The 26,484-nt window shown below is 46.9% G+C and carries 14 protein-coding genes; 6 read left to right on the top strand and 8 right to left on the bottom strand.

Translation table 11 applies throughout. The annotated features are described in order from the left end of the window. Nucleotides 1-76: 76 nt before the first annotated feature. The 6 genes from LN737_RS22630 to LN737_RS22605 all read left to right on the top strand — a co-directional run bounded on the left by LN737_RS22630 (nt 77) and on the right by LN737_RS22605 (nt 16,233). On the top strand, nt 77-2,248 hold the full coding sequence (locus tag LN737_RS22630; protein WP_405512177.1) for a PA14 domain-containing protein: 2,172 nt from the start codon (nt 77-79) through the stop codon (nt 2,246-2,248). Nucleotides 2,249-3,715: 1,467 nt separating this feature from the next. Then, nucleotides 3,716-5,674, top strand: coding sequence for a FlgD immunoglobulin-like domain containing protein (locus tag LN737_RS22625; protein WP_405512175.1), 1,959 nt, complete (start codon nt 3,716-3,718; stop codon nt 5,672-5,674). Beyond that, nucleotides 5,671-7,422 (top strand): PA14 domain-containing protein, encoded by a 1,752-nt coding sequence (locus LN737_RS22620; protein WP_405512173.1) that lies wholly within the window; start codon nt 5,671-5,673, stop codon nt 7,420-7,422. Before LN737_RS22625 ends, LN737_RS22620 begins: the two co-directional genes overlap by 4 nt. 918 nt (nt 7,423-8,340) lie before the next feature. Next, nucleotides 8,341-10,689: a FlgD immunoglobulin-like domain containing protein gene (locus tag LN737_RS22615; protein ID WP_405512171.1), complete on the top strand. Its 2,349-nt coding sequence runs from the start codon at nt 8,341-8,343 to the stop codon at nt 10,687-10,689. Beyond that, nucleotides 10,656-12,188, top strand: coding sequence for a PA14 domain-containing protein (locus tag LN737_RS22610; RefSeq protein WP_405512169.1), 1,533 nt, complete (start codon nt 10,656-10,658; stop codon nt 12,186-12,188). The genes LN737_RS22615 and LN737_RS22610 overlap by 34 nt, the downstream gene beginning before the upstream one ends. Before the next feature lie 322 nt (nt 12,189-12,510). Then, nucleotides 12,511-16,233, top strand: coding sequence for a PA14 domain-containing protein (locus tag LN737_RS22605; RefSeq protein WP_405512167.1), 3,723 nt, complete (start codon nt 12,511-12,513; stop codon nt 16,231-16,233). Nucleotides 16,234-16,456: 223 nt separating this feature from the next. On the opposite strand, the gene LN737_RS22600 is transcribed toward LN737_RS22605, so the two are convergent. The 8 genes from LN737_RS22600 to LN737_RS22565 all read right to left on the bottom strand — a co-directional run bounded on the left by LN737_RS22600 (nt 16,457) and on the right by LN737_RS22565 (nt 26,231). Then, a complete protein-coding gene (locus tag LN737_RS22600; protein WP_405512165.1) occupies nt 16,457-17,551 on the bottom strand; it encodes an acyltransferase in 1,095 nt (364 codons plus the stop codon). Nucleotides 17,552-17,862: 311 nt separating this feature from the next. Then, nucleotides 17,863-18,744, bottom strand: a complete 882-nt coding sequence (locus tag LN737_RS22595; RefSeq protein WP_405512163.1) for a glycosyltransferase family A protein — start codon at nt 18,742-18,744, stop codon at nt 17,863-17,865. Between the two features lie 9 nt (nt 18,745-18,753). Next, nucleotides 18,754-19,707, bottom strand: coding sequence for a polysaccharide deacetylase family protein (locus tag LN737_RS22590; protein WP_405512161.1), 954 nt, complete (start codon nt 19,705-19,707; stop codon nt 18,754-18,756). Between the two features lie 56 nt (nt 19,708-19,763). Next, entirely contained in the window at nt 19,764-21,392 is a 1,629-nt protein-coding gene (locus LN737_RS22585; RefSeq protein ID WP_405512159.1) for a glycosyltransferase, read from the bottom strand. A 69-nt stretch (nt 21,393-21,461) separates the two neighbouring features. Beyond that, the gene (locus LN737_RS22580; RefSeq protein WP_405520490.1) at nt 21,462-22,550 is read right to left on the bottom strand and encodes an ABC transporter ATP-binding protein; all 1,089 of its coding nucleotides are present in this window, start codon (nt 22,548-22,550) and stop codon (nt 21,462-21,464) included. Nucleotides 22,551-22,591: 41 nt separating this feature from the next. After that, on the bottom strand, nt 22,592-22,828 hold the full coding sequence (locus LN737_RS22575) for a hypothetical protein (protein WP_405512157.1): 237 nt from the start codon (nt 22,826-22,828) through the stop codon (nt 22,592-22,594). Nucleotides 22,829-22,839: 11 nt separating this feature from the next. Beyond that, nucleotides 22,840-24,765: a glycosyltransferase gene (locus tag LN737_RS22570; protein WP_405512155.1), complete on the bottom strand. Its 1,926-nt coding sequence runs from the start codon at nt 24,763-24,765 to the stop codon at nt 22,840-22,842. 869 nt (nt 24,766-25,634) lie between these two features. Beyond that, nucleotides 25,635-26,231 carry a DUF4468 domain-containing protein gene (locus LN737_RS22565; protein ID WP_405512153.1) on the bottom strand — a complete coding sequence of 199 codons (597 nt, stop codon included), beginning with the start codon at nt 26,229-26,231 and terminating at the stop codon, nt 25,635-25,637. Nucleotides 26,232-26,484: the final 253 nt, after the last annotated feature.

Raw genomic sequence — 26,484 nt, 5'->3', positions numbered from 1 at the left:
CCACCCTCAACAACGCCACCACCTCCGCCATCGAACTGGTCGAACTGGTCAACAATGGCCTGCTCCGACTCACGGGGTGGTCGTCTCCCCCAAAGCTGAAGGAGCCACCACCCAGCTCTACCCCGATGGCTCGCTGCGACGCACCTACCGCACCGCCGTGGGCCAGGCCCAGAAGTTCACCCGCAAACCCCTGACGGGCTTCGACGGGGCCAACAACCCCCTCTGGGGCAGTGAGACCACCCTGGCCACCACCCCCCTGACCACCTCGGATGATCCCCTCTACTACGGCAACCAGATCAAGCTGCGGGCCGGGGAGGTGACGGCCAGCAACGTGGTGGTGGCCTTCGATGGCAGCAAGGCCAGCACCAAGTACCACCTGGGGGGCATCCGCCTGTCGGACAACAAGTGGTTGTGGCGCACGGCTGTCAACACCCACTGGGCCTACACGGGGGCTTACCCGGCCGATGGCTCGTATGATGTGGGCAACGGGGTGAACACGACGGGTATTGCCCAGCAGGTCAACGGTCGGGTGATTCTGTGGGGGTATCACGGGGAGTTCTGGAAGGCTTCCCAGACCAACAAGTACCAGCTGGTGTATGACAATGGGTTGTTTCTGGGTCAGTTTGGCACCACCCGCAGCGAGACCGATGCGGGGGGTCAGGAGGTCCCCCCGGCGGGCATGGCGGGGAACGCTTTCTCGGGGAGTCTGGTGAAGGTGGGGGACGATCTGTACTACTACCACAATGATGAGAACTACCATAGTGGCATCCACCGCTGGAAGATCGCCGGGCTCAACACCATCCAGGAACAGGTTATTGGGGTCAGCGGGCTGCTGGGCAATGCCCAGGCCAGCCTGGCGAGTCAGCCACAGGGTGGGTTGACGGGGTACTACTTTAACGGCAGTGACGTGAACAACCTGCTGCTGAAAAGCAGCCGGGTGGATGGCCCGCTCAACTTCAGCTGGGGCTCGGCCGTGCCAGCGGGCAGCGGGCTGAGCGATGCGGCCAGCTACTCGGTGCGCTGGAAGGGGTTCCTGCAGGCCAGCTACTCGGAGGCCTACACGCTCAGCGTGCAGACCGACAGGGGGGTTCGGCTGTGGGTGGATGACTCGCTGGTGATCGACCAGTGGGCCAACCGCAGTCTGGGGGAGGCCAGCGGTGTGGTGAATCTGAAGGCGGGTCAGTACGTGGCCCTGCGCCTGGAGTCGCAGGGGGGCAGCCGACTGGTGTTCAACTGGTCGAGTGCCCACCAGCCCAAGGGGGTGGTGCCGGCCTCGGCTTTGTTTCCCAACACCGATTCGGAAGAGGCCATTGGCAAGGATTTATTATATGGACTACAAGTTGATAAAGTGTTAAATAACGGGCTCTACGGCTGGAAGCGGGAGCCAGCTGTGGAGGACTACACCGATGCCAACAAAGACTGGTGGCAGGTGGTCAGCGGGCGCAAGAGCTACCGCAAACAGAGTGCTGACCTGTGGGTGAAGTTTCGGCAGGTGTCGGGCAGCTACGCCATTACCCGGGACCTGGGCGTGGTGAGCAACGCCAGCTCGTGGAGTCTGACGGGCCGCATCAGCTACGAAGGTAATGAAGGTAATAATAGCGTTGGTGGCTGTTATCTGGAGGTGCTCGACAAGGCAGGCAAGGTCATCGCCCGCACTTACATAACAACCAGTTACTCAGGCACAAGACCTATTGCCATCTTCGGAAACACGATGCAAATCGCTACGGGGGCTCAGTACGATATGCGTCGAATAACGGATCAAGTGCAGCCCCTGAGCATTATAGCCAGTTCAACAGGTATAACTTTCAACTATGCCAATTATAAATCGGTAAGTACTAAAGTTTTTGATGCCAGCAGTGACTGGCGCGCTCCAAAGACCCTCCGGCTTTATTTTTCTGATAATGGTACTGGAGGCAATACGTATAACCGCATTATTGATATCGAGAGTATGCAGTTTGGTGTAGTTAGCAAAGCAAGAATGGCTATCTCTTCCATTGACGTACCAGAACCTAAGTTACGTCTCTACCCCAACCCTAGCCAGGATATTCTGACCGTTGAGCACGCAACTATTACTAATGAGGGTAGTCTGATAATTTATTCTATAGACGGCAGGCGTTTGCAAAGACATGAACTACTCTTGGGAAGCAGTCAAACTACATTGGACGTAAGTATGTTGCCTAAAGGAGTATACGTATTGGAATACATAGATAGTTCAACCAAACGACCGACCCGGTTTATTAAACAGTAACATTTGTATATTTTGAAAACAGATTTGGTCAGTGGGCTCATTAATACCAGCAACTTGTCGGTGTTGAGAAGCTCACTGACCAAATCTGTTTATGGGTATTATAAGTTTTTAGCGGCTATAAGTAGTAGGCCATCATCATTTGCAGGCATACTTTATATATAGGTTTTCTGGGTACAGTAAGCGGATAAATAAACGGGTAGGTAATTTTTTGACACATGGAAGCGAAGCCGGTTCTGCTAAAAATATCAATAAAATAAGCGCAGGAGGTATAAATGGCTAATTCACGCATTGGAAGTAATTACCGATGCGTGAATTAGTTAACATCGTTATGGGCTTGTGTGTCGTATTCGTATGATTGAAACCATAAATATAACCGCATAGTAAATTACATTTACTATGCGGTTATATAAGTACATATTTATTTTAGATAATATATTTTTATTTAATATTTTGTTTACCTTTGTGTAGTATAGTAAACAAAGTACATGTTTGCTGTACAAAGGGTAGCCGTAGGCTACTTAGCCTCTTCCTCATAACCGTCCTGCCAATAGAATTCATTTAATAGCCTTTGAGGCTGTACTATCTGCGTTCTTTGGCCTTTGCGTGACCAGCAGAACTCAAGCTCTATTTCATTTCTATTTACTGATATCGATTGAGAAGTGATATACATAATTGTACTTTTCGTCAGATTTTTAGTACATAAAGTAGTGCTGGAAATTCCTTTTAACTTTCTGGAAAATTTACATAATATTTAAATGAATTACTTGTACGTTTTAACTATTAATATTCATGATACACAACCTTTTACTTGAAAAGCAACGAGGTTTAATTCTTATCTATTTAGTTAATGCCTTAAGTCAAATTCTTATAAATAGGATACCGATTACTAGAAGTTTGTATTATAATGTATTCCCATTGTTTAGGCTGGAATACCCCAGATAGATCGCTCACCCGCCTGGTATGATTGCAACTGTTCAGGGTAGTAGTCTAAATCCATGAATTGGATATCCTTGTCACAACACCAATTCTAGCTGCTCCTTTCAGGCGTGTATCATTAACCAAGGGCTGAGTGACTGCAGCAATTTTTCGTTCTCTATAACTTCCTTAATCGATTCATTTCGACCTAATGTCTGGCTAGAAGCTATTCCGCTTATTCGTAAGCTCTGGCAACATACTATCAGCTGCTTGATGGCATCTGCTTGCTCTAACTGTGTCTGAATTAGCCAAGATAACTTTAATAAAGACTCTAATATGAATTATTTGAATGCTAATTAATATACCGAATTTTTTTAATGGTTTACTTGTACGTTTTAAATGATGAATCTCATGTCACCAAACTTATTGCTCAAGAAGCGAGGTGTTCTATCTCCAGAACCCACAGCTGGTTTATTTAATCAACGTTTTAGAGACGTTTTGCCAAGACTTAATTCTAATCTCGAAACAACGGGTATTTCCAGCGTAATAACATTGCTGATAATTACTTTACTTTTCCTTAGAGGGGGGCTGGCTGCTGCTCCAACCGGCACTGGACCGGGAGTGCCGTTTAGTTTTAACCTGTCGGTTGACGCCAAAACCAGTGCCGGGGTCTACACTAAAGATGGTGTGCTGATTCGCACCCTATGGAGCGGGGTCAGCTACAAAGCCGGCAGCTACGCCATGAACTGGGATGGTAAAGATGACGATGGCCATCTGGCCACGGGTGGGCCCTATGATATCAAGGTGCTCTCCAACAATGTCACTGCTAGCTGGGAGGGTGTCGTGGGTAACACCTCAAATCTGTTTGTCGGGCCTACGGTTCATCGTGGCTGGGAACCCATACGTACCATGACAGCGAATGGTAATTTCGTCTATTATGGAAAGGGCGCTGGCGAGGGTTCTTCATCGCAAGGCAAATTTCTGGTAACAGCTCAGCAGTCTAAAATAGGGATCTTGCCATCAGTAGGCACAAGCCAATGTTCATTATTTTCAACCACCGATGGTAAAAATGTGTACTGGTCTGGATACGATGCCTTTGCTGACGACTACGATGGAAGCTGGTTTATATTTGCAACCACGGTGGCGACGGATAGTGAATATATGTTTGCAAAAGGCGTTTCATTAAAAGTCACAAAAGGATATACCTATAAAAGTGCAATTCAAACGCCGAATGCATCAGTTAGTGGACTCGCTGTACAGAAAACAGGTAATTATTTGTTTGTTGCTCAACAAGACAAGTCCATAATCCGTGTGTTCAACAAAACGACGGGTGAAGCCATACGGCGAATATCAATACTGTCGCCAGGGAATATTTGCGTAGATAAAGATGATAACTTATGGGTTATTTCAGGTAAAAATAAAGTTCAACGCTATACAGTTAAAGCCGATGGGTCTTTATCTGCCAGCACATTAACCATAGCTGGGTTAACCAATGCACTGGCTGTAGCTGTGTCACCCGTTAATGGAATGGTAATCGTAGCGGATGGTGGTCAGAGCCAACAATTGAAAGCTTTTAATTCAACTACTGGCGCGTCCATATGGACATATGGGCAGGCAGGGGGATACACAACCAATGCTACTGTTGCCAACGATAAGTTTTATTTTACCGATGAGGTCGGCATATATACCAGCACATTCATTTGTTTTCAAGCTGATGGGTCGTTCTGGGTGGGCGATACGGGTAACTCCAGAGCGATGCATTACTCGTCCTCTTTAGCTTACATGGACTGTGTGATGTACGTTCCTGTAAGCTACAGTACGGTTGTCGATCCAAATAATCCAAGCCGGGTTTTCTCTAAATTTCTGGAATTTGAGGTCGACTACAGCAAACCCCTGGGGGGCACCAACGGCTCCTGGAAACTGGTGCGCAACTGGGGAGCCACCGTGCCGGCAAACTACCTCAACCAGTTTAGCATTCTCAAAGGAGTGGCCACCCTGAGCAACGGCCGCACCTACGCCACCCTCAACAACGCCACCACCTCCGCCATCGAACTGGTCGAACTGGTCAACAATGGCCTGCTCCGACTCACGGGGGTGGTCGTCTCCCCCAAAGCTGAAGGAGCCACCACCCAGCTCTACCCCGATGGCTCGCTGCGACGCACCTACCGCACCGCCGTGGGCCAGGCCCAGAAGTTCACCCGCAAACCCCTGACGGGCTTCGACGGGGCCAACAACCCCCTCTGGGGCAGTGAGACCACTCTGGCCACCACCCCCCTGACCACCTCGGATGATCCCCTCTACTACGGCAACCAGATCAAGCTGCGGGCCGGGGAGGTGACGGCCAGCAACGTGGTGGTGGCCTTCGATGGCAGCAAGGCCAGCACCAAGTACCACCTGGGGGCATCCGCCTGTCGGACAACAAGTGGTTGTGGCGCACGGCTGTCAACACCCACTGGGCCTACACGGGGGCTTACCCGGCCGATGGCTCGTATGATGTGGGCAACGGGGTGAACACGACGGGTATTGCCCAGCAGGTCAACGGTCGGGTGATTCTGTGGGGGTATCACGGGGAGTTCTGGAAGGCTTCCCAGACCAACAAGTACCAGCTGGTGTATGACAATGGGTTGTTTCTGGGTCAGTTTGGCACCACCCGCAGCGAGACCGATGCGGGGGGTCAGGAGGTCCCCCCGGCGGGCATGGCGGGGAACGCTTTCTCGGGGAGTCTGGTGAAGGTGGGGGACGATCTGTACTACTACCACAATGATGAGAACTACCATAGTGGCATCCACCGCTGGAAGATCGCCGGGCTCAACACCATCCAGGAACAGGTTATTGGGGTCAGCGGGCTGCTGGGCAATGCCCAGGCCAGCCTGGCGAGTCAGCCACAGGGTGGGTTGACGGGGTACTACTTTAACGGCAGTGACGTGAACAACCTGCTGCTGAAAAGCAGCCGGGTGGACGCCCAGCTCAACTTCAGCTGGGGCTCGGCCGTGCCAGCGGGCAGCGGGCTGAGCGATGCGGCCAGCTACTCGGTGCGCTGGAAGGGGTTCCTGCAGGCCAGCTACTCGGAGGCCTACACGCTCAGCGTGCAGACCGACAGGGGGGTTCGGCTGTGGGTGGATGACTCGCTGGTGATCGACCAGTGGGCCAACCGCAGTCTGGGGGAGGCCAGCGGTGTGGTGAATCTGAAGGCGGGTCAGTACGTGGCCCTGCGCCTGGAGTCGCAGGGGGGCAGCCGACTGGTGTTCAACTGGTCGAGTGCCCACCAGCCCAAGGGGGTGGTGCCGGCCTCGGCTTTGTTTCCCAACACCGATTCGGAGGAGGCCCTGAGCCGGGACCTGCTGAGCGGGCTAAGTTTCAACAAGGTGCTGGGTGACGGGCTCTACGGCTGGAAGCGGGAGCCGGCTGTGGAGGACTACACCGATGCCAACAAAGACTGGTGGCAGGTGGTCAGCGGGCGCAAGAGCTACCGCAAACAGAGTGCTGACCTGTGGGTGAAGTTTCGGCAGGTGTCGGGCAGCTACGCCATCACCCGGGACCTGGGCGTGGTGAGCAACGCCAGCTCGTGGAGTCTGACGGGCCGCATCAGCTACGAGGGTAACGAAGGCAACCATTCGGGTGGCGGCTGTTATCTGGAGGTGCTCGACAAGAACGGCAAGGTCATCGCCCGCACCTACATGAGCATCAGCTACGCGGGAGATAAGCCCATCAGCCTCTTTGGCAACACGGCCCAACTGGCCACGGGCTCCTCGGCGGTGATGAACGGGGTGGTGGATCAGATTCAGCCCCTGAGCATTGTGGCCAGCTCCTTGGGCATCAGCTTCCGGTATGCGGGCTACGGCCCGGTGACCACCCCGGTGCTGGATGGGGGCAGTGACTGGCACTCGCCCAGGAGCATGCGGTTGTATTTTTACAGCACGGGCAGTCCCAACAGCAACCGCATCATCGATATCGACTGCATGCAGTTCCGGGCCGTTGAGTCGGGCAGCGCTCGTCAGGGGGTGAGCGAGGAGGCTGGTCAGTTGTTGAGACTGTACCCGAATCCGAGTCAGGACGTGTTGTATGTGTCGCACGGCTGGTTGAGGGGGTCGGGTCAGTTGCGGCTAATTAACAGCGCGGGGTCGATGGTGCATGAGCAGGGCTTGTCGGCTGAGGGCGGTCAGACCCCGGTGGACGTGCGGGGGCTGGTGCCGGGGGTGTATGTGGTGGAGGTGTCGGGTTGGGCTGGTCGGCAGGTGGCCCGATTCATCAAACAATAAACCTACTTTTAAACACTCAGTATATGAGCTAAACTAACTTATAACTTATTAATTAAGCTTATCGATTCTGCCAATTTCTGGAGAATTCGATAAGCTTAATTTGTTTAAAAGAAAATAATATTACTTTGTTAGTAGATTATATAATCTATTTATGTATATAAAACAAAAATTTTTCAAAATTTTATTTGCATCACATATATTTATGTTTATTTTTGTATCGTATTGTTAACATAGCATATGTTATTATCAATACAGTTGCAATTAACACTGCTATTATCTTCCTCGAAACCTTCTTTAGCTTATATCTGTGTGGTGGTTCAGACCATACAATTAGAGTTCATAAGCTGATGCAAGTCTTAGCCCAACAGCAAGCTTAACTACTCACTCCGAGGTGGCTGCCAGCCGCTTGCAGCGATCGCTGTACCCAATGTATACCAAGAGTCTATTACAACGTTCTGCTTATCTTAAAATAAGTCAGGGTAATAGCCTATATAGGCGTACTATCTTATTGCTATGTTATCAATTAGTTTTTCAAAAATTTATAACGTTTATACTATACCGTTATGTGTAATTTTCTCAGTCTAGGTCTATTCTGCTGATACAGCAAGTATAGATAATAGTAAAATAAATAGTTATTGCTATACATAAATCTTCCTCGTTAATCACCTGCTAATTGAATAATTAGTTAAGCCAAATGGCTATTTCTTTTAGCATCACTATGTCTTAGTCAATCTAACAAGTTTAAGAAATACTAACCCTGAACCGTGCCTAGTAGACACGAAACGGTTTTACTATGCTCTATGACGTCAGAAAACGTCAGTTAAATGACTAACTATTAATATAATATTCTAGCAGTGTATACAAATTTGACTACGTAAATTTTTAATGAATTCACTTGTACTTTAACCTTTAATATTCATGTCACACAACACGCCACTGAAAAAGCACAGATTTGTTCTTCATTCAGTTCAGTTTTCTAGTCAGCCCATTGGGACGGTAATTGATACGATCTTAGGCCGTCTTGCTCCCAAATTTGATAGCTTAACCTCGTTTTCATACGGTTTTAGTTTACTATTATTTGCTTCACTACTAGTCTGTTTAGTAATAGTATATCCGACTAGTTTACGGGCCAGCGCTCCTTATGCTGCAGAGTCTGGTGTGCCATTCACCTTCACCTTATCAGCCGACGCTAAAACCAGTGCCGGGGTCTACACCAAAGATGGCGTACTGATTCGCACCCTGTGGAGCGGGGTTAGCTACAAAGCCGGCACCTACGCCATGAGATGGGATGGCAAAGATGACGACGGACACCTCTACGCCGATGGCAACTACGACATCCGCCTGCTGACCAATAATGTCACCACTGCCTGGGAGGGGGTTATCGGTAACTCGTCTACTCAATTCACTGGCACCTCTGTCCACCGGGGCTGGGAAACCATCCGCACCATGACGGCCAGTGGCAACACGCTCTACTACGCCAAAGGTTACAGTGAAGGTAGCCCCTCCCAGACCAAGGTTAATACGGCTACCCCCCAGGCCAAAACCAGCCTCTTACCCAGCTCAGGTACGGGGCAGGCCACGCTGTTTTCGGCCAGTGATGGCCAACGCGTCTACTGGGCAGGCTATGATGCCTTTGCGGCCGTGGCTGACTCCTGGTTTGTGTTTGCCACCAATGTCTCGGATGATGCCGAGTATGTCTTCCCTAAAGGGGCACCCTACCAGGTGACCCGAGGCTACAAGTACAAAAGTGCCATTGCGGCTGTGGAGGATGTGGCCGTCAGCGGACTGGCCGTTCAGAAGAGCGGCAACTACTTATTTATTGCGTATAAGTACGTTAATGCTATCCTGGCCTTCAACAAAACCACCGGTGAATACGTCAAAACAATCTCACTAACCAATTCGCCAGGTAAACTATGCGTTGATAAAGATGATAACCTGTGGGTGGTTCTGGGCAGCAACAAAGTCCAGAAATATACCGCCAAAGCCGATGGCTCGCTGCTGGCTACCACCCTCAGCATCACTGGGCTCAGCAGCCCACAAGCCCTGGCCGTCTCCCCCGATGGGACCACCCTGCTGGTGGCCGATGCCGCCGACAGCCAGCAGCTCAAAGCCTTCAGCACCACCACGGCGGCCCCCAGCTGGACCTATGGCAAGAAAGGCGGCTATGCCACCGATGCGACGGTCACCAATGACAAGTTTTATTTTCAGGTGGAGGACAGCGGCCGCAACGCCTACCTCACCTACCAGGCCGACGGGTCGTTCTGGGTGGGTGACTCGGGCAACTTCCGGGCCCTGCACTTCTCGGCCAGCCGCAGCCTGCTGGACTGTGTGATGTATGTCCCCACCTGTTACAGCTCCTCGGTGGATGGCACCAATCCCAGCCGGGTGTTCGCCGGTTTTCTGGAGTTTGCCGTCGACTACAGCAAACCCCTGGGGGCCAATAACAGCTCCTGGAAACTGGTCAAAAACTGGAGCATCAACGTGCCGAGCAACTACCTCAACCAGTTTAGCATTCTCAAAGGAGTGGCCACCCTGAGCAACGGCCGCACCTACGCTACCCTCAACAACGCCACCACCTCCGCCGTCGAACTGGTCGAACTGGTCAACAATGGCTTGCTCCGACTCACCGGGGTGGTGGTCTCCCCCAAAGCTGAAGGAGCCACCACCCAGCTCTACCCCGATGGCTCGCTGCGACGCACCTACCGGGTGGCCGTGGGTCAGGCTCAGAAGTTCACCCGCAAACCCCTGACGGGCTTCGATGGGGCCAACAACCCCCTCTGGGGCAGCGAGACCACTCTGGCCACCACCCCCCTGACCAGCTCGGATGATCCTCTCTACTACGGCAGCCAGCTCAAGCTGCGGGCCGGGGAGGTGACGGCCAGTGGGGTGGTGGTGGCCTTCGATGGCAGCAAGGCCAGCACCAAGTACCACCTGGGGGGCATCCGCCTGTCGGACAACAAGTGGTTGTGGCGCACGGCTGTCAACACCCACTGGGCCTACACGGGGGCTTATCCGGCTGATGGCTCGTATGATGTGGGCAATGGGGTGAACACGACGGGCATTGCCCAGCAGGTCAACGGTCGGGTGATTCTGTGGGGTATCACGGGGAGTTCTGGAAGGCTTCCCAGACCAACAAGTACCAGCTGGTGTATGACAATGGCTTGTTTCTGGGTCAGTTTGGCACAACGGGTTATGACACGGGCATCGAGAGTTCACCGGTTCCCCCGGCGGGCATGGCGGGGAATGCCTTCTCGGGGAGTCTGGTGAAGGTGGGGGATGATCTGTACTACTACCACAATGATGAGAACTACCACTCGGGCATCCACCGCTGGAAGATCGCCGGGCTCAACACCATCCAGGAGCAGGTTCTTCCTATTGGTTTTACGGCTCCTAAAGGCGGGTTGACGGGGTACTACTTTAACGGCAGTGACGTGAACAACCTGCTGCTGAAAAGCAGCCGGGTGGACGCCCAGCTCAACTTCAGCTGGGGCTCGGCCGTGCCAGCGGGCAGCGGGCTGAGCGATGCGGCCAGCTACTCGGTGCGCTGGAAGGGGTTCCTGCAGGCCAGCTACTCGGAGGCCTACACGCTCAGCGTGCAGACCGACAGGGGGGTTCGGCTGTGGGTGGATGACTCGCTGGTGATCGACCAGTGGGCCAACCGCAGTCTGGGGGAGGCCAGCGGTGTGGTGAATCTGAAGGCGGGTCAGTACGTGGCCCTGCGCCTGGAGTCGCAGGGGGGCAGCCGACTGGTGTTCAACTGGTCGAGTGCCCACCAGCCCAAGGGGGTGGTGCCGGCCTCGGCTTTGTTTCCCAACACCGATCCGGAAGAGACAACGGCTAAAGACCTGCTGAGCGGACTGAGTTTCAACAAGGTGCTGGGTGACGGGCTCTACGGCTGGAAGCGGGAGCCGGCTGTGGAGGACTACACCGATGCCAACAAAGACTGGTGGCAGGTGGTCAGCGGGCGCAAGAGCTACCGCAAACAGAGTGCTGACCTGTGGGTGAAGTTTCGGCAGGCATCGGGCAGCTACGCCATTACCCGGGACCTGGGCGTGGTGAGCAACGCCAGCTCGTGGAGTCTGACGGGCCGCATCAGCTACGAAGGCAACGAAGGCAACAACCCCGGTGGTGGCTGTTATCTGGAGGTGCTCGACAAGAACGGCAAGGTCATTGCCCGCACCTACATGACCATCAGCTACGCCGGGGAGCGGCCTATCAGCCTCTTTGGCAACACGGCCCAACTGGCCACGGGCTCCTCGGCGGTGATGAACGGGGTGGTGGATCAGATTCAGCCCCTGAGCATTGTGGCCAGCTCCTCGGGCATCAGCTTCCGGTATGCGGGCTACGGCCCGGTGACCACCCCGGTGCTGGATGGGGGCAGTGACTGGCACTCGCCCAGGAGCATGCGGTTGTATTTTTACAGCACGGGCAGTCCCAACAGCAACCGCATCATCGATATCGACTGCATGCAGTTCCGGGCCGTTGAGTCGGGCAGCGCTCGTCAGGGGGTGAGCGAGGAGGCTGGTCAGTTGTTGAGACTGTACCCGAATCCGAGTCAGGACGTGTTGTATGTGTCGCACGGCTGGTTGAGGGGGTCGGGTCAGTTGCGGCTAATTAACAGCGCGGGGTCGATGGTGCATGAGCAGGGCTTGTCGGCTGAGGGCGGTCAGACCCCGGTGGACGTGCGGGGGCTGGTGCCGGGGGTGTATGTGGTGGAGGTGTCGGGTTGGGCTGGTCGGCAGGTGGCCCGATTCATCAAACAATAGAATCCAACTGACTTTTTTCATTCTGTGCCAATACGCAGGGCTGCTTCATCGTATCCTGCGTATTGGCATTTTATGTAATTGTTTTAGAATATTGGGCAGTTACCGGAATAATAAAACGTATTTATTTTTATTTGAAACATATGTTAATTGTTTTTGGGTAGTAATAATTGTATACCAGAGAATAGGAAAAAATTGCAAACCAGCTATATTTTTACGTAATTGATACCTGCGAATTAATGATTTTGATTGTTAGCGATTGTGAATTTTTTTTATGCATAAAATTAATAATTAATATTTTTTTGTTTATATAAATAGTGATATAATGAACTATATAAACAGTGAGAAATTATATTTTATACTTCGGCATTTTAGAGCTACAAAAAAATTATCAACAGGTATTTTTTTCTTCTTTATATTTCTTTTCAGCAATACTGTTTTAGCTCAGTGGCCGGGAGTTTCTTTTCATTTCAATTTGTCGGCTGATTCTAAAACCAGCGCCGGTGTTTACACTAAAGATGGGACAATGATCCGGACCCTCTGGAGTGGAGTCAGCTATAAGACGGGTAGTTATACCATGAATTGGGATGGCAGGGATGATGATGGGCATCTTTCCGCTGATGGTAAATACGATATTAAGGTACTGTCGAACAACGTTACGTCTACTTGGGAAGGGGTCGTTGGTAATACATCCAATGAGTTTACTGGAGAAACTGTACATAGAGGCTGGGATGATATTAAATCCATGGTCTGCGTCGGGAAAACCTGTTATTATAGTAAAGCACATAGTGAAGGCTCGCCAAGTCATATCAAGTTTAGCCAGGGCGATGTGCAGCGTAGAACGGTTATTCTGCCAGATGCAAAAACTTCGCAAAACGCATTGCACGTAGTGAGCGATGGTATAAACGTCTACTGGGGTGGCTCAGATGGTTTTCTAAGTACAGGGAAAGAATTTGTAGTGGCCACAAAGGTAAGCGACGACAGGGAAGTCGTTTTTAGCAGTGGAACAACAACCAAGCTCAGCCAGGGCGGCTATACGTATGACAATGCCATTGATATCACCTTAGGAACGAATGCGAAAATTTCAGGACTTGCAGTTCAAAAAAAAGGAGATTATTTATTTGTTGCGCACGGCGGATTAAATCAGCTACAAGTACTGAATAAAACTACGGGAAGTCTTGTCCAGACTATTAAAGTCACAGCGCCTATGAAAATGTGTGTTGATGGAGAGGATAATTTGTGGATGATTTCAGGGGATAAATCAACGTTATCGAAATATCCTGTTAATCAAAACGGCACCCTGGGTGATCCTGCCCTGACCTTAAGCGGATTGACTAAACCCCTGGCCGTTGACGTATCTCCTCTAACGGGAGCTATCCTGGTGGCTGATGGAGCGGATAAACAGCAACTGCGTAATTATCTGCCCGATGGAAGTCTGCAATGGGTGTACGGGCAGGAGGGAGGCTACGTGAAAGACGCCACTGTAGCCAACGATAAATTTTTATTCACTGACAATTCTAAGTTTGCTACGAGCACCTTCATCTGTTTTCAGGAAGATGGCTCATTTTGGGTAGGTGATACCGGAAACAGTCGTTCGATGCATTTCTTGGCAAATCGGGATTATATAGAACAAATAATGTTTTTGCGTAAATCCTACTCCTGTAATGTCGATAAGAATAATCCCACGAGGGTGTTTAGTGATTTTCTGGAGTTTGAAATAGATTATTCCAAAACACTCGATAATGGCGCTAATGGTTCCTGGAAGTTGATCAAAAATTGGGGAGCCACCATTTCTGCAGATTACAGAGAACAGAATAATAATCTAAAACAAGTCGCTACGTTAAATAATAAACGAACGTATGCCACAGTAAGAAGTACCACTACGGGTAGAACTGAACTGGTTGAACTGGTTCCAAATGGAACACTTCGGTTGACAGGCATTACCCTTGGCACTGATGGGTTATGGCAATTATACCCGGATGGTTCTATGCGAAAAACGTACAAGGTTAGTGTCGGGCAGGCTGAAAAATTCAGTAAACGTACATTGGTCAGCTTTGATGCTGCCAACAATCCAATTTGGGATAGTGAACAAATTATTGCTTCAACCCCTATCACTACTTCAGATGACCCAATTTATTACGGTAACCAGATAAAGCTGCGTTCTGGCGAAATTACTTCAAGTAATATAGTGGTTGCTTTTGATGGGAGTAAAGCCAGCACAAAGTATCACCTTGGCGGAATGCGGCCTGGCGATAATAAATGGCTATGGCGAACGGCTGTTAACACCAATTCCAATTACAACGGCCCATTCCCGGCGGATGGTGCATACGACATAGGCAATGGTGTTAATACAACCGGTATCGCTCAACAAGTAGAGGGACGTATTATTTTATGGGGATATCATGGGGAATTTTGGAAAGCCTCCCAAACAAATAAATATACCCTTGTTTATGATAATGGGCTGTTCCTGACAACATTCGGGGTGACCAGGATCGAAGTAGATAATTTAGGATTAGCAGTACCACAGGCCGGAATGGCCGGAAATGCCTTTTCGGGTACGCTCGTGAAAGTGGGGGAAGATCTCTACTACTATCACAATGATGAAAACTATCACAGTGGAGTCCACCGCTGGAAGATATCCGGTTTAAATTCCATTCAGGAGCAGGTAATTGGTGTCGACTTTTCTGCTGAAAAAGGGGGACTGACAGGATTTTATTTTGATGCGGACGATTTAAACAATCTCACATTAAAAAATACCCGAATCGACCCTCAACTGAATTTTTCCTGGGGGAAGGAGATCCCCGGTGGTACATCTATTACACGCGCAGATACATACTCGGTTCGGTGGAAAGGGTTCGTGGAAACATCCTTATCCGAAGAACATACCCTTTATCTAAAAGCAGATAAGGGAGTCCGGCTTTGGGTTGATAATAAGTTGTACGTTGATAAATGGACGAACGAAGCTGCTACAGAATTTAGTAGTGCTTTACCTCTGGAAACTGGTAAACGCTATGCCATACGTATTGAGGCCAAAGGTGGAAGCGTTCTGGCATTTTCCTGGTCGAGCCCTCATCAGCCCAAAACTCTGATTCCTTCGCAATCATTGTATCCTTCTGTCGATGATGAACAGTTTATAAAAGGGGATCTGCTTTACGGGCTGACCTATAACAGTGCCCTTCAGAATAACCTGTACGGTTGGAAACGTGATCCGGTTGCTGAAGACTACGCCGATGCCAGCCGAGACTGGTGGCAGGTTTTTAATGGACGAAAAAGCTACCGGATAGATAGCCCTGATTTATGGGTTAAATTTAGGCAACCGTCTGGATCATATACTGTTACGCGGGATTTAGGCGTAGTGCCTACAAGCACATCATGGAGTTTGATAGGCCGTATCAATTATGAAGATAACGAAGGCAATATATCTACCGGTGGTGTTTTTCTGGAAGTGCTGGATAAAAATAACAGGATCATTGCCCGTACGTACACAAACATTAGTTATACCGGCCAAAGACCCTTGAGTGTATTCGGTAATGCCGCGCAAATCGCCAGTGCCCCTATGACGGAAATGTGGCCTGTCATTGACCAGGCACAGCCAATCAATATAACCGCAGATTCGACAGGAATCTCTTTTACCTATGCTCAATACCCGACCATAAAAACTACTGTTTTTGATCCAGCCAGCGACTGGCATTCGCCAAAAACAATGCGGCTGTATTTCTTTGGAGGAGGAACCAGTAGCTTCAATCGTATTATTGACATCGAAAGTATGAGATTTGTGTCCTCAGGAGATCCTGCCAATGGTACAGAAGCTAAACTCAACATTTACCCAAACCCGACTCAGTCTTTTTTGACGATTGAGCACCCGACCATACAAGGTAATGGCGCCTTATCTGTATTCTCTGTGGACGGCAGAAAATTAATGAACTTTGCCTTGGCGGATAAAAGCAGCAAGACCATACTAGATGTTAACTCCCTTCCTGTTGCCATCTACGTTATTGAATTCGAAGGGTCTGGTAAGCGGTCTTCAGCTCGCTTTATAAAGCGGTAAGAATAGAGCCAATTCATACTCAGAACGTATTATTCCCGTATATATAAGCAGGACGCAATGCATTGGCGTTTATGGTACGTCGTTAGTCGGATGAATCACAGAAAAGCCGACTAGGATGTAGCCCAATATGGATTTGGCTATCCTAGTCGGCTTTTTGCTTTCCCAGATTACTTTAGCTCTTTACAGAGTGGGGAACGTACTCTGTTACTAATGCAGGAAATCGTCAGATTTTAGACAAAATCCGAAGCTTAGTAGTATTCAGACCCGTTGCTAATTCATTAATTACCCACTTGAAAAATGAAACCCAGTGCTTTCGCTGATTGTCCAGGAACAGGCCCAGCAAGGCAGCTGTAGTTATAACTGTTGTTATTAGAAGCACGTAATTAATTGATCTGCCGAACAGGGCAATCATCAGTACAATAAGGGGAACGTGAAGCATATATAGCGGGAAGGTTACGTCGCCAATTGTACGTACGCCGTTAACAAACGTCGATTGTTTCGCCTGTTGATCACCTTGGGGCAGTAGCCAGAGGGTCAGCGCAATGAAGAAACCAATTAACCAGTCACTGATAAATTGGCTGGAGTAGAAAAGTGGAGGAGTTCCTGATTTGACTGGGTAAACCGGTAGGTGTAAACACAGAAAGCCTAAGCCTAACGAAACGGCCATGAGTGCCCAGGCAAGCCAGTTGGGTATGGAAGGTCGGGGTAAGCGATAAGCCAGGCAACCGGCAACCCAAATAGGCATCAACAGTAGAATTTTGGGTCCTGCAACTATACAGGCCAGTAAGGGAAATAAGATTCCCCATTTTCCGCTTCGATAAATCCACAGGCCAAATATTACGTAATACCAGAACTCGTAACTGAGTGACCAGACAACGCCATTGATCATAGGGCCCGCCGAAATCCACCAAAGCTCGTTTGTGAACGTAGCGGATAGTATATAGCGAGGCCATGAAGCCCCACGGGAAAATTCACTCGAGAGTTCAGGATTAACGGCGTGGACGAATCCCTGAATAAGGGCAGTTAAAACCAGTGCTGGAAGCACTACAGAATACAAGCGACTGAGCCTTGCCTGCGCGTATTGTTTTTGACCTCGGTTATTGGTGCTGGTTGTGTGGGCAATTACAAAGCCACTAAGTGCAAAAAAGACAATAACAGCGGCATGGCTGATATCGTAACCAACATGCAGGGGATCAGCATTGTGATACAGGAGGATCTGTCCGTGTACAAGCACTACTGTGAGTGCTGCGGCAATTCGAAGCGTATCCAGGTATACGCTTGGTATACCGGATAATAGACGTGATTGAGTCTTTTGCATATATGAGGGAGATGGGTATTGATAAGCATACTTTTTATGATAGGTAGATAAACAAAAATTGAAATTATAGCTCAGCTACCAAAGAGTTTATTACGTTTCCTGGCTGTCAGGTGTACAGACTATCTATTATTTAGGCTACTAATTACCCGTATTTTTTTTCACTATGCATTGATACCGATCAACAATTAAGTCAGGCAAAGTTGATCAATACGTAAAATCTAATGTATTGGCTATCAGGATTTATAAACGGTTAAAAATACAAAAGCTTTTTCGGCTTACTGAAAAAAATAAGTTAACGGGATTTTGGATTTTTACTCGAATGATAATTTCTTCATGATTCGTTGAAACAGATTAGCCCGGTAAGCAGCCTGAGCTTTCTGTAAGCTGTCTTTTACCCGTTTATCAACAATGGGCTGTGTGCTCAGGTAATTTTCCAGCCAGGTTAAAAAATAGCTTCGAACCTCCCGATACTGACCGCTTTCTTCCACCGACTGCACTAAAGAACCGATTCGCTGGCGATAAAGATTTGTACAGGCTGAGGAGACATAAACCTTTTCGTTCAGATACATTTTAGCCAGGAAAGCCTGATCTTCATACATGGCATAAATACCCCGGAAAGACTCTTCGAAGTACTGGTTGTTTAAGAGTGATTTTCGAATCATCAATCCGCTCGGTACGGGTGCCGCTCCCTGCCCAAGTGGGTATAAGTCAAGCATTAGTTGGGGAGGATTAAAGACTCGATCCTGTTCGGTACCAATCAGTTCGAAAACATTGGATTTCTCAGGATTATTCCAGTTGTACCAATACTCTGAAGCCTCCATCAGTAGGGTTACATCCGGATGCTGCTCCATGATGGCTACCTGCTGTGTAAGTTTGTTGGGGAACCATACGTCGTCAGCGTCCAATAGGGCCAGCAGTTCACCGCGCGCCTGACGTATACCGGCATTACGGCTGGCACTAAGCCCTTTGTTAGCATGGTCGGGGTGCTCAACGTAGTAAATTTTATCCGGATGCTGCTCAACATACGCTCTGGCCAGCGTACTACTCTTGTCGGTAGAGCCGTCATCGACCAGTAGCAGTTCCCAATCAGTAAATTCCTGACGTAATACGCTCTCTACCGTTTCTGCCAGAAAGGTTTCTTCATTCAGAAAACAAACGATTACGGATACCAGAGGAGCTTGTTCAGGTTTCATAAGTTCTAATTAATTGCCGAACCATTCAGCAAGTCGCGTATTGAATTCATTACCTCCCCAATTGTTTACCTGATACCTGCTTAAGCGGAGGGGTTGACTATATTTTGTAATTAAACCTTCCTGCGTAGTAACGGCGGCAGCAAATTTCTGATCTTCGGCAATGGCAACGGTTTCGTTGGAAAAATGCCCGTAAGGATAAGCAAATAGCGAAATATGATTGCCTGTAAGTTTTTCCAGATATAGCTTACTCGTACTGATTTCATTAGCCTGTACCGCTGCCGGATGATCAGCCAAGGCGGGATGAGTTACAGTATGTGCACCTACGCTGAATAAGGGGTTGCTTATCAACTGGCTGATGTGCTCCGGGCGCATGCAAACCAGTTGGGTCATTGGGTCTTTTGTGTTATTAGCCCAGTTTCGTAGTGTTGCTAGAATTTGCTGCTGCTCCGGGTCGGGTAGGGGCCTGATTCGGCTCCAGAGTTCCAGATAAATGTTACAACGTACTGTAGGTTCACTTTCGAAGGCAATCCACGCCCGTTGATTTTCCCGTATCTGATCGGTTAAAATTGCCTCATCGGCTAATTCAAAATGTAGAGTATCAGATCCAATCGGTAACGTTAACTGCAATGGTAATTCATCCGTCTCAAACAGGATGTCCTGTAATTCGTCCCACCAGAAAAGTTGCTGTTTTTCGCAGTTTTGAGTGGCTATAAAGAACGTAGCAGGTATCTCATATTTCTCTAACAGTGGTTTAGCCAGGTTGAAATTGTCGATATAGCCATCGTCGAATGTGAGCACTACGCTTCGATCAGGAATAGAGCGGGTTGCCAGATAATGCCCCAGTTCTGTAAGTGAAACAGGGTTATAGTTCTGCTTTAGCACTCGCAACTGTTCTTCAAAATGGACTGGGCTTACTGCCAATTGCCAGGGGTCATACAGTACGTCATCAACGCGATGGTACATCAGAACCGCAGCTTTTGGTTCGAAAAACAGACGAGCCTTATTTAGCCACTTTTTGATCAAGATGCCTGCGGTTTAACGGCCTTTGCCGTAATGATTACCTGATAGTGTGGGTCCATCCAGTCTAACTCATATTTGGTTACTTCCGATAGCCCCATTCCGTATAGGAAAGCCGTTGCAATAAATACATTACCAAACGTATTGATATCTACGTAGCTGACCGGAAACGCTTCGGATAAGACCCGACGTAACGACCCGGCCGTGAACGCCCACAACCAGTTTTCATTCCACTCATCATGGTCGATATGACTGATACCAGGTACGGTCAGCAGCAAGACACCACCGGGTTTAAGGATACGATAACAGGTTTCAATGGCCCCTTTCATGTTATAAATCAAATGCAGGGTTTGAGTCAGCACGATGCAGTCGAAGCTATCGCTGGGAATTTGTGGGGCATCACTCAAATCGCCAACAAACGTAGCCATGGGGTTGTCGCTGTGTACGTGCAATACGTCGCTTTGTACTACCCGACTTCCGCCAAACTGCATTGTATAGGCATTGTCGCCTATTTCGAGAACCCGGCCTTTGATGAGGTCTTCATTTTTTTTCAAAAAGTTTTCGATATAGTAGCGGTCCACTGGTCCACCGCGATCATACCCAAATTCAGTGCTGAAAGGTCTGACACGCCTGAAATCGCCAGTTTGTACTTTGCCCGGTTCAGGAATAAAACTCGGGAAAAATTTTGCCTGATGGAGCCAGCGCTGCCCAAATGTTGGAACAACTTTTTTTATAATATTTATAACTTGACGCATACCGGAAGAATAATAATAGATGTAAGGTTGGTGTTTTCTTAGTGATTGTTTGGCCAATTCGCGTGGGACCATCTTAGGGCTATCCATATCGAATCGAAGACGCTTCTGCAGCTCCCAGCCATAATAAGCGCGCCAGAATTGCTGGCCCTTTCGATACGACCGTTTCTCAGCATTAGTACGTAAATTCTGCTCCTGTCTCGACAGAGCCAGTAAGGCCATGTCGAGCATAAACGGGATGTTTCCCGACATATTCGTTGTGTGCATCCGGTACGCGGCTATCTGGTGCGTATGGTGCACAACTGGAAACGATCTGGTTATTTTTAAATAAAGGTCATAATCTTCACAGGATCTTAGAGACGTATCAAACTGGTACGTATCAAACAACCAGCGCCGATACATAACGGTACCATGCATACCGATATAATTGCTTTCAAGCATTCGGCAGTAATGGTCTTCATCAATTTCCCTCGTCACACCGTACAGGATGGTATTATTGACATCAACCATTCTGTAGGCACCCGAAACAAAAACAGCTTCTGGATTTTCTTCTAATTCGTTGACATTGAACTCGATACCATCAGGATAGAGCCAATCGTCTGCATCTAAAAATACCAGATATTTTCCTGTACTATGAGCTGCGCCTGTGTTGCGGGCAGCAGAAAGCCCCTGATTTACCTGATAAACATAAACGACATCCGGATAGCTTTCAGATACGGCACGGGTATCATCCGTAGAGCCATCGTCAACGACAACTATCTCGATGGCTGACCACGTTTGCTGAAGAACGCTATTAATAGCTTCTTTTAAAAACCGCCCGTGATTGTAGCAAGTTATGATAACTGATACTAAAATTGAATTCGCTTCTACTTCAGCCATGCTGATGAATAAATTTCAATAGCGTATACTTTCTCGAATGCTGAGTGTATAAATACAGACTATATATGTTTATACGAGGGGTTTAGGTTGCGTAATTAACTCCTTTTCTTCAAGTTGAATCAAACGCACGGGTAGTAAGGACACAGGGCGGATAGCTCCCATCCATTTGCCTTCAAAATCCATTTCTTTATCCCGATAATCGTCGACTTCAAACGTAAGAGCGGAGCGATGATAATACAGCTCTTCCCATTTGTCGCTGTATATAATCAGCGAAATGTAATAGGAGCCGTCATTCAAAAAATTTCCTGGAATCGAACATTCACCTTCAATAAGCCCCTTTTCGTAATCCGCAAAAGGAGACATAACATCCAGCACGACATCGCCACTTGCTGAGAATAAATGAAGGCCAGTCAGCAGCCGAAGTCCTTCTTTCATGATCCACAACTGAAACTTGATCGTCAGTGGTGTCCGTACATCAATAGGATCTTTCCAGTCTTTTAAATGCGGTACCAGCTCAACAGATTTAATACGTACGGCATCGCTGCCAGGTGCATCTTTGGGTTTATCCCATACCTGGCGCAGATTAACAGACTGTGTTTGATTCACAGGCTGGTACTGATTGATGATACTCTGGACCGGACCAATGGCTTTCACCCGTCCATGTTTCAGCCATACAGCCTGCTGACACAAGTGTGCTACAGCTTGCGCATTGTGACTAACAAAAAGGATCGTACGATCTTCCTGCTGGGCAAATTCCTGTATTTTACTTAAACACTTTTTTTGAAAGGTAGCATCCCCTACAGAAAGCACCTCATCGAGAAGTAGAATATCAGAATCCAGATGAGCCGCAACGGCGAACGCTAGCCGGACATACATACCCGATGAATAGCGTTTGACAGGCGTATCAATAAATGGTTCAATCCCCGAAAACTCAACGATCTCATGAAACCGTTTTTGAATCTCATGCCGTTTCATGCCTAGCACATACCCGCTCAGATAAATGTTTTCCCGGCCAGTAAGCTCATCATGAAAGCCGGCTCCTACTTCCAGCAGACTACTGATTCTCCCTTTCCCCCGAACAACGCCCTGAGTCGGGAGAATGATCCGCGAGATTATTTTAAGTAAGGTTGATTTTCCTGAACCGTTGTCGCCAACTATCCCCCAGACTTCGCCCCGTTTAACTTCGAAACTGACCTGGTTTAATGCCCAAATGTGGGTTCGGCTAGTCTTTTCTTCAGCAGGTTCTTCTTCTGTTTGGGTGTATGCTGTATCCGTAAAATCTTCTGAATCATCTGCATCCTGAAAAAAGGATCATCTTTCTTCATGATGGATATATTCCACCACCGCTGAAGATCTTTTTTGAATGAACCAGTTCCTATTGCCCCTAAATGATATAATTTAGAAATATTTTCTACCTGAATTACTACCTCACTCATATCATAATTTATTAAATAGTATCCATTACGGTTTCTTTCTTTTTATTAAAAAGAAGTACGCCAAATAATAATATGCTGAACGCGCATCCGAAACTATACAGGAACTGCAAATTGGTGAAACTTCCCTGACCAAATAAAGAATAGCGAAATAGCTCAAATAATGTAGTCAGCGGATTAAGTGCCACCACCCATTGTAGTCGTTTTGAAACAATTTCGAGTGGATAAAAAACGGGCGTAACAAACAGCAGCATCCGCATTATCAGAACAATTAAGTTTGACAAATCCCGGTACTTGGCAGTAGCCACAGCAACAATTAACCCCAACCCTGAAGCAATACTTATAATTCCTAATAGTGCAATTGGAAAAAGTATAAGATCAGAAGAAATAGGAAAGCTAAAATTTTTGAAAATAGAAAAGTAAAATAGGGCTAATACTAATAAAAAGAGCTGAAAAAGTAAACGAATCAACTGGGTTGCTACCACAGTAATAGGCATAATTAACCGAGGGAAATAGACCTTACTGAATAGGTCAGCATTATCCGTGAACGTAGCCGAAACACTTGTGAAAATATCATTAAACAGACTCCATAAAATCGTTCCCGTTAGATAAAACAAGGCTGGTGGCGTAGAGCCAGTAGAAATCCCTATTAATTTACCAAAAACCAATACGTACATTGCCACAGTTAGCATGGGCTGTACTAATGTCCAAAGCGGGCCCAATAAGGTTTGCTGATAGCTAACCAAATAATCGCGTCGAATAAGCCTTCCAAGTAAATTGCGATAGGCCCATAGTTCTTTAAGGTCAACAATTTTCCATTTAGTCTGGTGGGTTATTTCCCAATCCCAATTTGTATGTGCAGAAGCAACTTTCATTTTATTATCCGCTAAATGAGGCCAAAAATAAGTTAGGCTGGTTTTAAAAAAGAGCTTAACAATAATGGCGTAAAAATCAAGACCAGAATATAATTTAGAAGCGTAAAATATGGACGTGGATAAGTTTATAAAGTTTCCTGTATTTTGCCAGCGTTTGAACGCGGCAATAATTCCATTCAGCGCATAATATTTTTTTGATTTGAACGTAATTTCATCTTTTTTGTCTTCGGGTAAATAATTATGAATAGTGTCTATTACAATTCCCAAATCTTGCAAAGCCTGTCCACTCGGTTGTTTTTGGCTGGATATTGAATCACCATGTCCTCGGTATTCAGCCAATATATGGGGCGTATAAGCAGTTGGATAATCCTTCGCTATACGTACCCACATTTCCCAGTCTTCGCCATACGTTACACCATAAAAAGCTCCCAAATGCTCATATACTGAACGTTTGACAACTATACAGGCATATTGAATTCGCTGAACTTCCGCAATACGTAACAGCCAATCGGTTAAAATACCATCCCGTCGCATTTCAGGCGGTCGACTTCCTGTTAATTTACTACGTTCATTAATATTGGCACACCGACAAAAAGCAGCGCCTGCTTCGGGAAAACGCTGAAAAAGTTGGTTGATCTTTGTGTAAAAACCAGGCCTAACCCGGTCATCACCATGTAACAAATGCACAAACTGCCCTTCAGCCCGATTAATACAGGTTTCGAAATTACGTAGACTGCCAACATTATATGGCTGGCGAAAATATCTGACTCGACCCATGCCTAATGTATTTACAATTGCTTCTACGTCGGCATCGGTGCTGGCATCATCTACTACCTCAATCTGCATCTCCTCCATGCCCATATCCTGGACGAGGACTGATCTCAAGGTTTCCTTAAGAAATTCAGAACAGTTATATACGGGAATCATAACTGACCAGATAGGTCGATTTATTGATTCAGGCAGAGGAGAAATAATTGGCGCTGACATTGGAATACGCTCCATTGATTGTCCATCCGGTTTCATACTTACCTGCAAAGAAGAACTAATGGTATTTCCAAGCGTCATATTTCTTAAAAAAAGAATAAAAGTTACAGATAATGACTTATAGTTACATTTAAAGATAAATTGTGCTAAAAAATAAAAATAAGATTAATTCAGATCATAAATACTATACAGATCAAGTAATGATTACTAAATGGTATTTAAATGCTTGAGCGGCAATTAAAAACTTAAAATATAACGCATTCTAATAATTTGCTTATGTATACGTATGAGTTAAATTATTATAAGCAATTTTTCCAAACATCATCTTTAGCATCGATGGTGCGATGCGTACAACAAACTCTACTTATCATTTGCAAAAAATACCTTTTATATCATTTAAGTATTATTTGATGTAGTACAGACAAATAGCTTAAAACTAAAATAGAAAATGAACTTGTATATACACAATTGCCAAAAAGACATAAATGTTACTTTTGGGAATTTTATTCATTAGGCATAAGTATATTGTTTTCTATTTAGTGAATATAAAACAACACTTGGTTGAAGGTAGATCAGGATATTGATGAAACAAATATAAGGTTAGGAACGATGAGTATTTATTACTAAGTATAAATATAACATTCTTGCACTTAATAACCCATGTCTTAAAAAAACTAAATGGTTGTTCAAAATCAATTGAATTGGCAACGTTCATATTTTAAGTACACGTCAGTAAATCCCAAAAGGCTAATTAACATGAGGTTTAATTCTCCTTCGATTATCTTCTTGATAAATAAAATGGATCGAGAATCAACATCAAATTTATGGTTTTTTACTTGTAAATATGCTTATTAATTCAAGTAAAAATAAACTAATATGTCTTTTGTTAGTAGAATCAAGTGCTTTAACGTGTTCTATCTATAGAAGACATATTGACAGAAGGGTAACGCTCAAAGAGACTCTTTCTCATTTGGCTTTTGCATAGCATCTCTAAGTTGAGCTGCTAGATCAGTAAACGGCTTCAATTTCATCATATGCTCCTCATATTGCCTCTGACTCATCTCGATGTTTGTAGGAGCTTTTTTACCTTGTCGAATCGCATTTTCTCGTGCCTCGTGTATATCTTGATTTATATCATACCGTCCGCCGTTATCCGTATTAACGACAGCCATATCTGAGATTTTGTATTGGTAACTGTCGCCTTTTACGCGGATTTCGATGGGCGCTTCATAATCCATGCCGGCTGTTTTTACACTCATCAGTCCTCTTATAATTCCTTTGCCAACCAATACACCATTATTTTTATCGTCAATTTGTATAGCGGCATTGCCTTTTACAAAATTCCTGATTAAAAAGTGCTTCGCACGATTATATAATTGTTCTTGGTCTACGCCTTGTACTTTTGCGGTATTTTGACATACTATACCACCTGTTGTAGAATCAATACTATATGGCATGTCTGCTAGCGTATATCTTTTTTTATGAAGATAAAAAAGAGAGAGCAGAACTAAAGCTAGGAATCCGATGAGAAATAGACGTTGGTTCATACAGATTATACCAAAGCTTAAATAGATTGATCGTTAATTACTCCTGATAACAATTCAACACTTTACGTTTTAACTACAACAGGTTTGAGTTTGGGCGGGGCGTCTTTTAGTTTCATGAATGGCTTTTCTATAAAATTCCAGCTTAGAGCCGCAATAGGAATTATGATTGCCATTGAGACGAAAAAGGTGCCTAGATTACTTAAATAGTTTCCAAAATATAGTAATACAAGCTGCTGAATCGGCCAACTATACA

It is taken from the genome of Spirosoma sp. KNUC1025, from assembly GCF_045160025.1.
Classification (GTDB): Bacteria; Bacteroidota; Bacteroidia; order Cytophagales; family Spirosomataceae; genus Spirosoma.
Note: the sequence above shows the minus strand (reverse complement) of the source record. Positions and strands in the feature narration are given on the sequence as shown.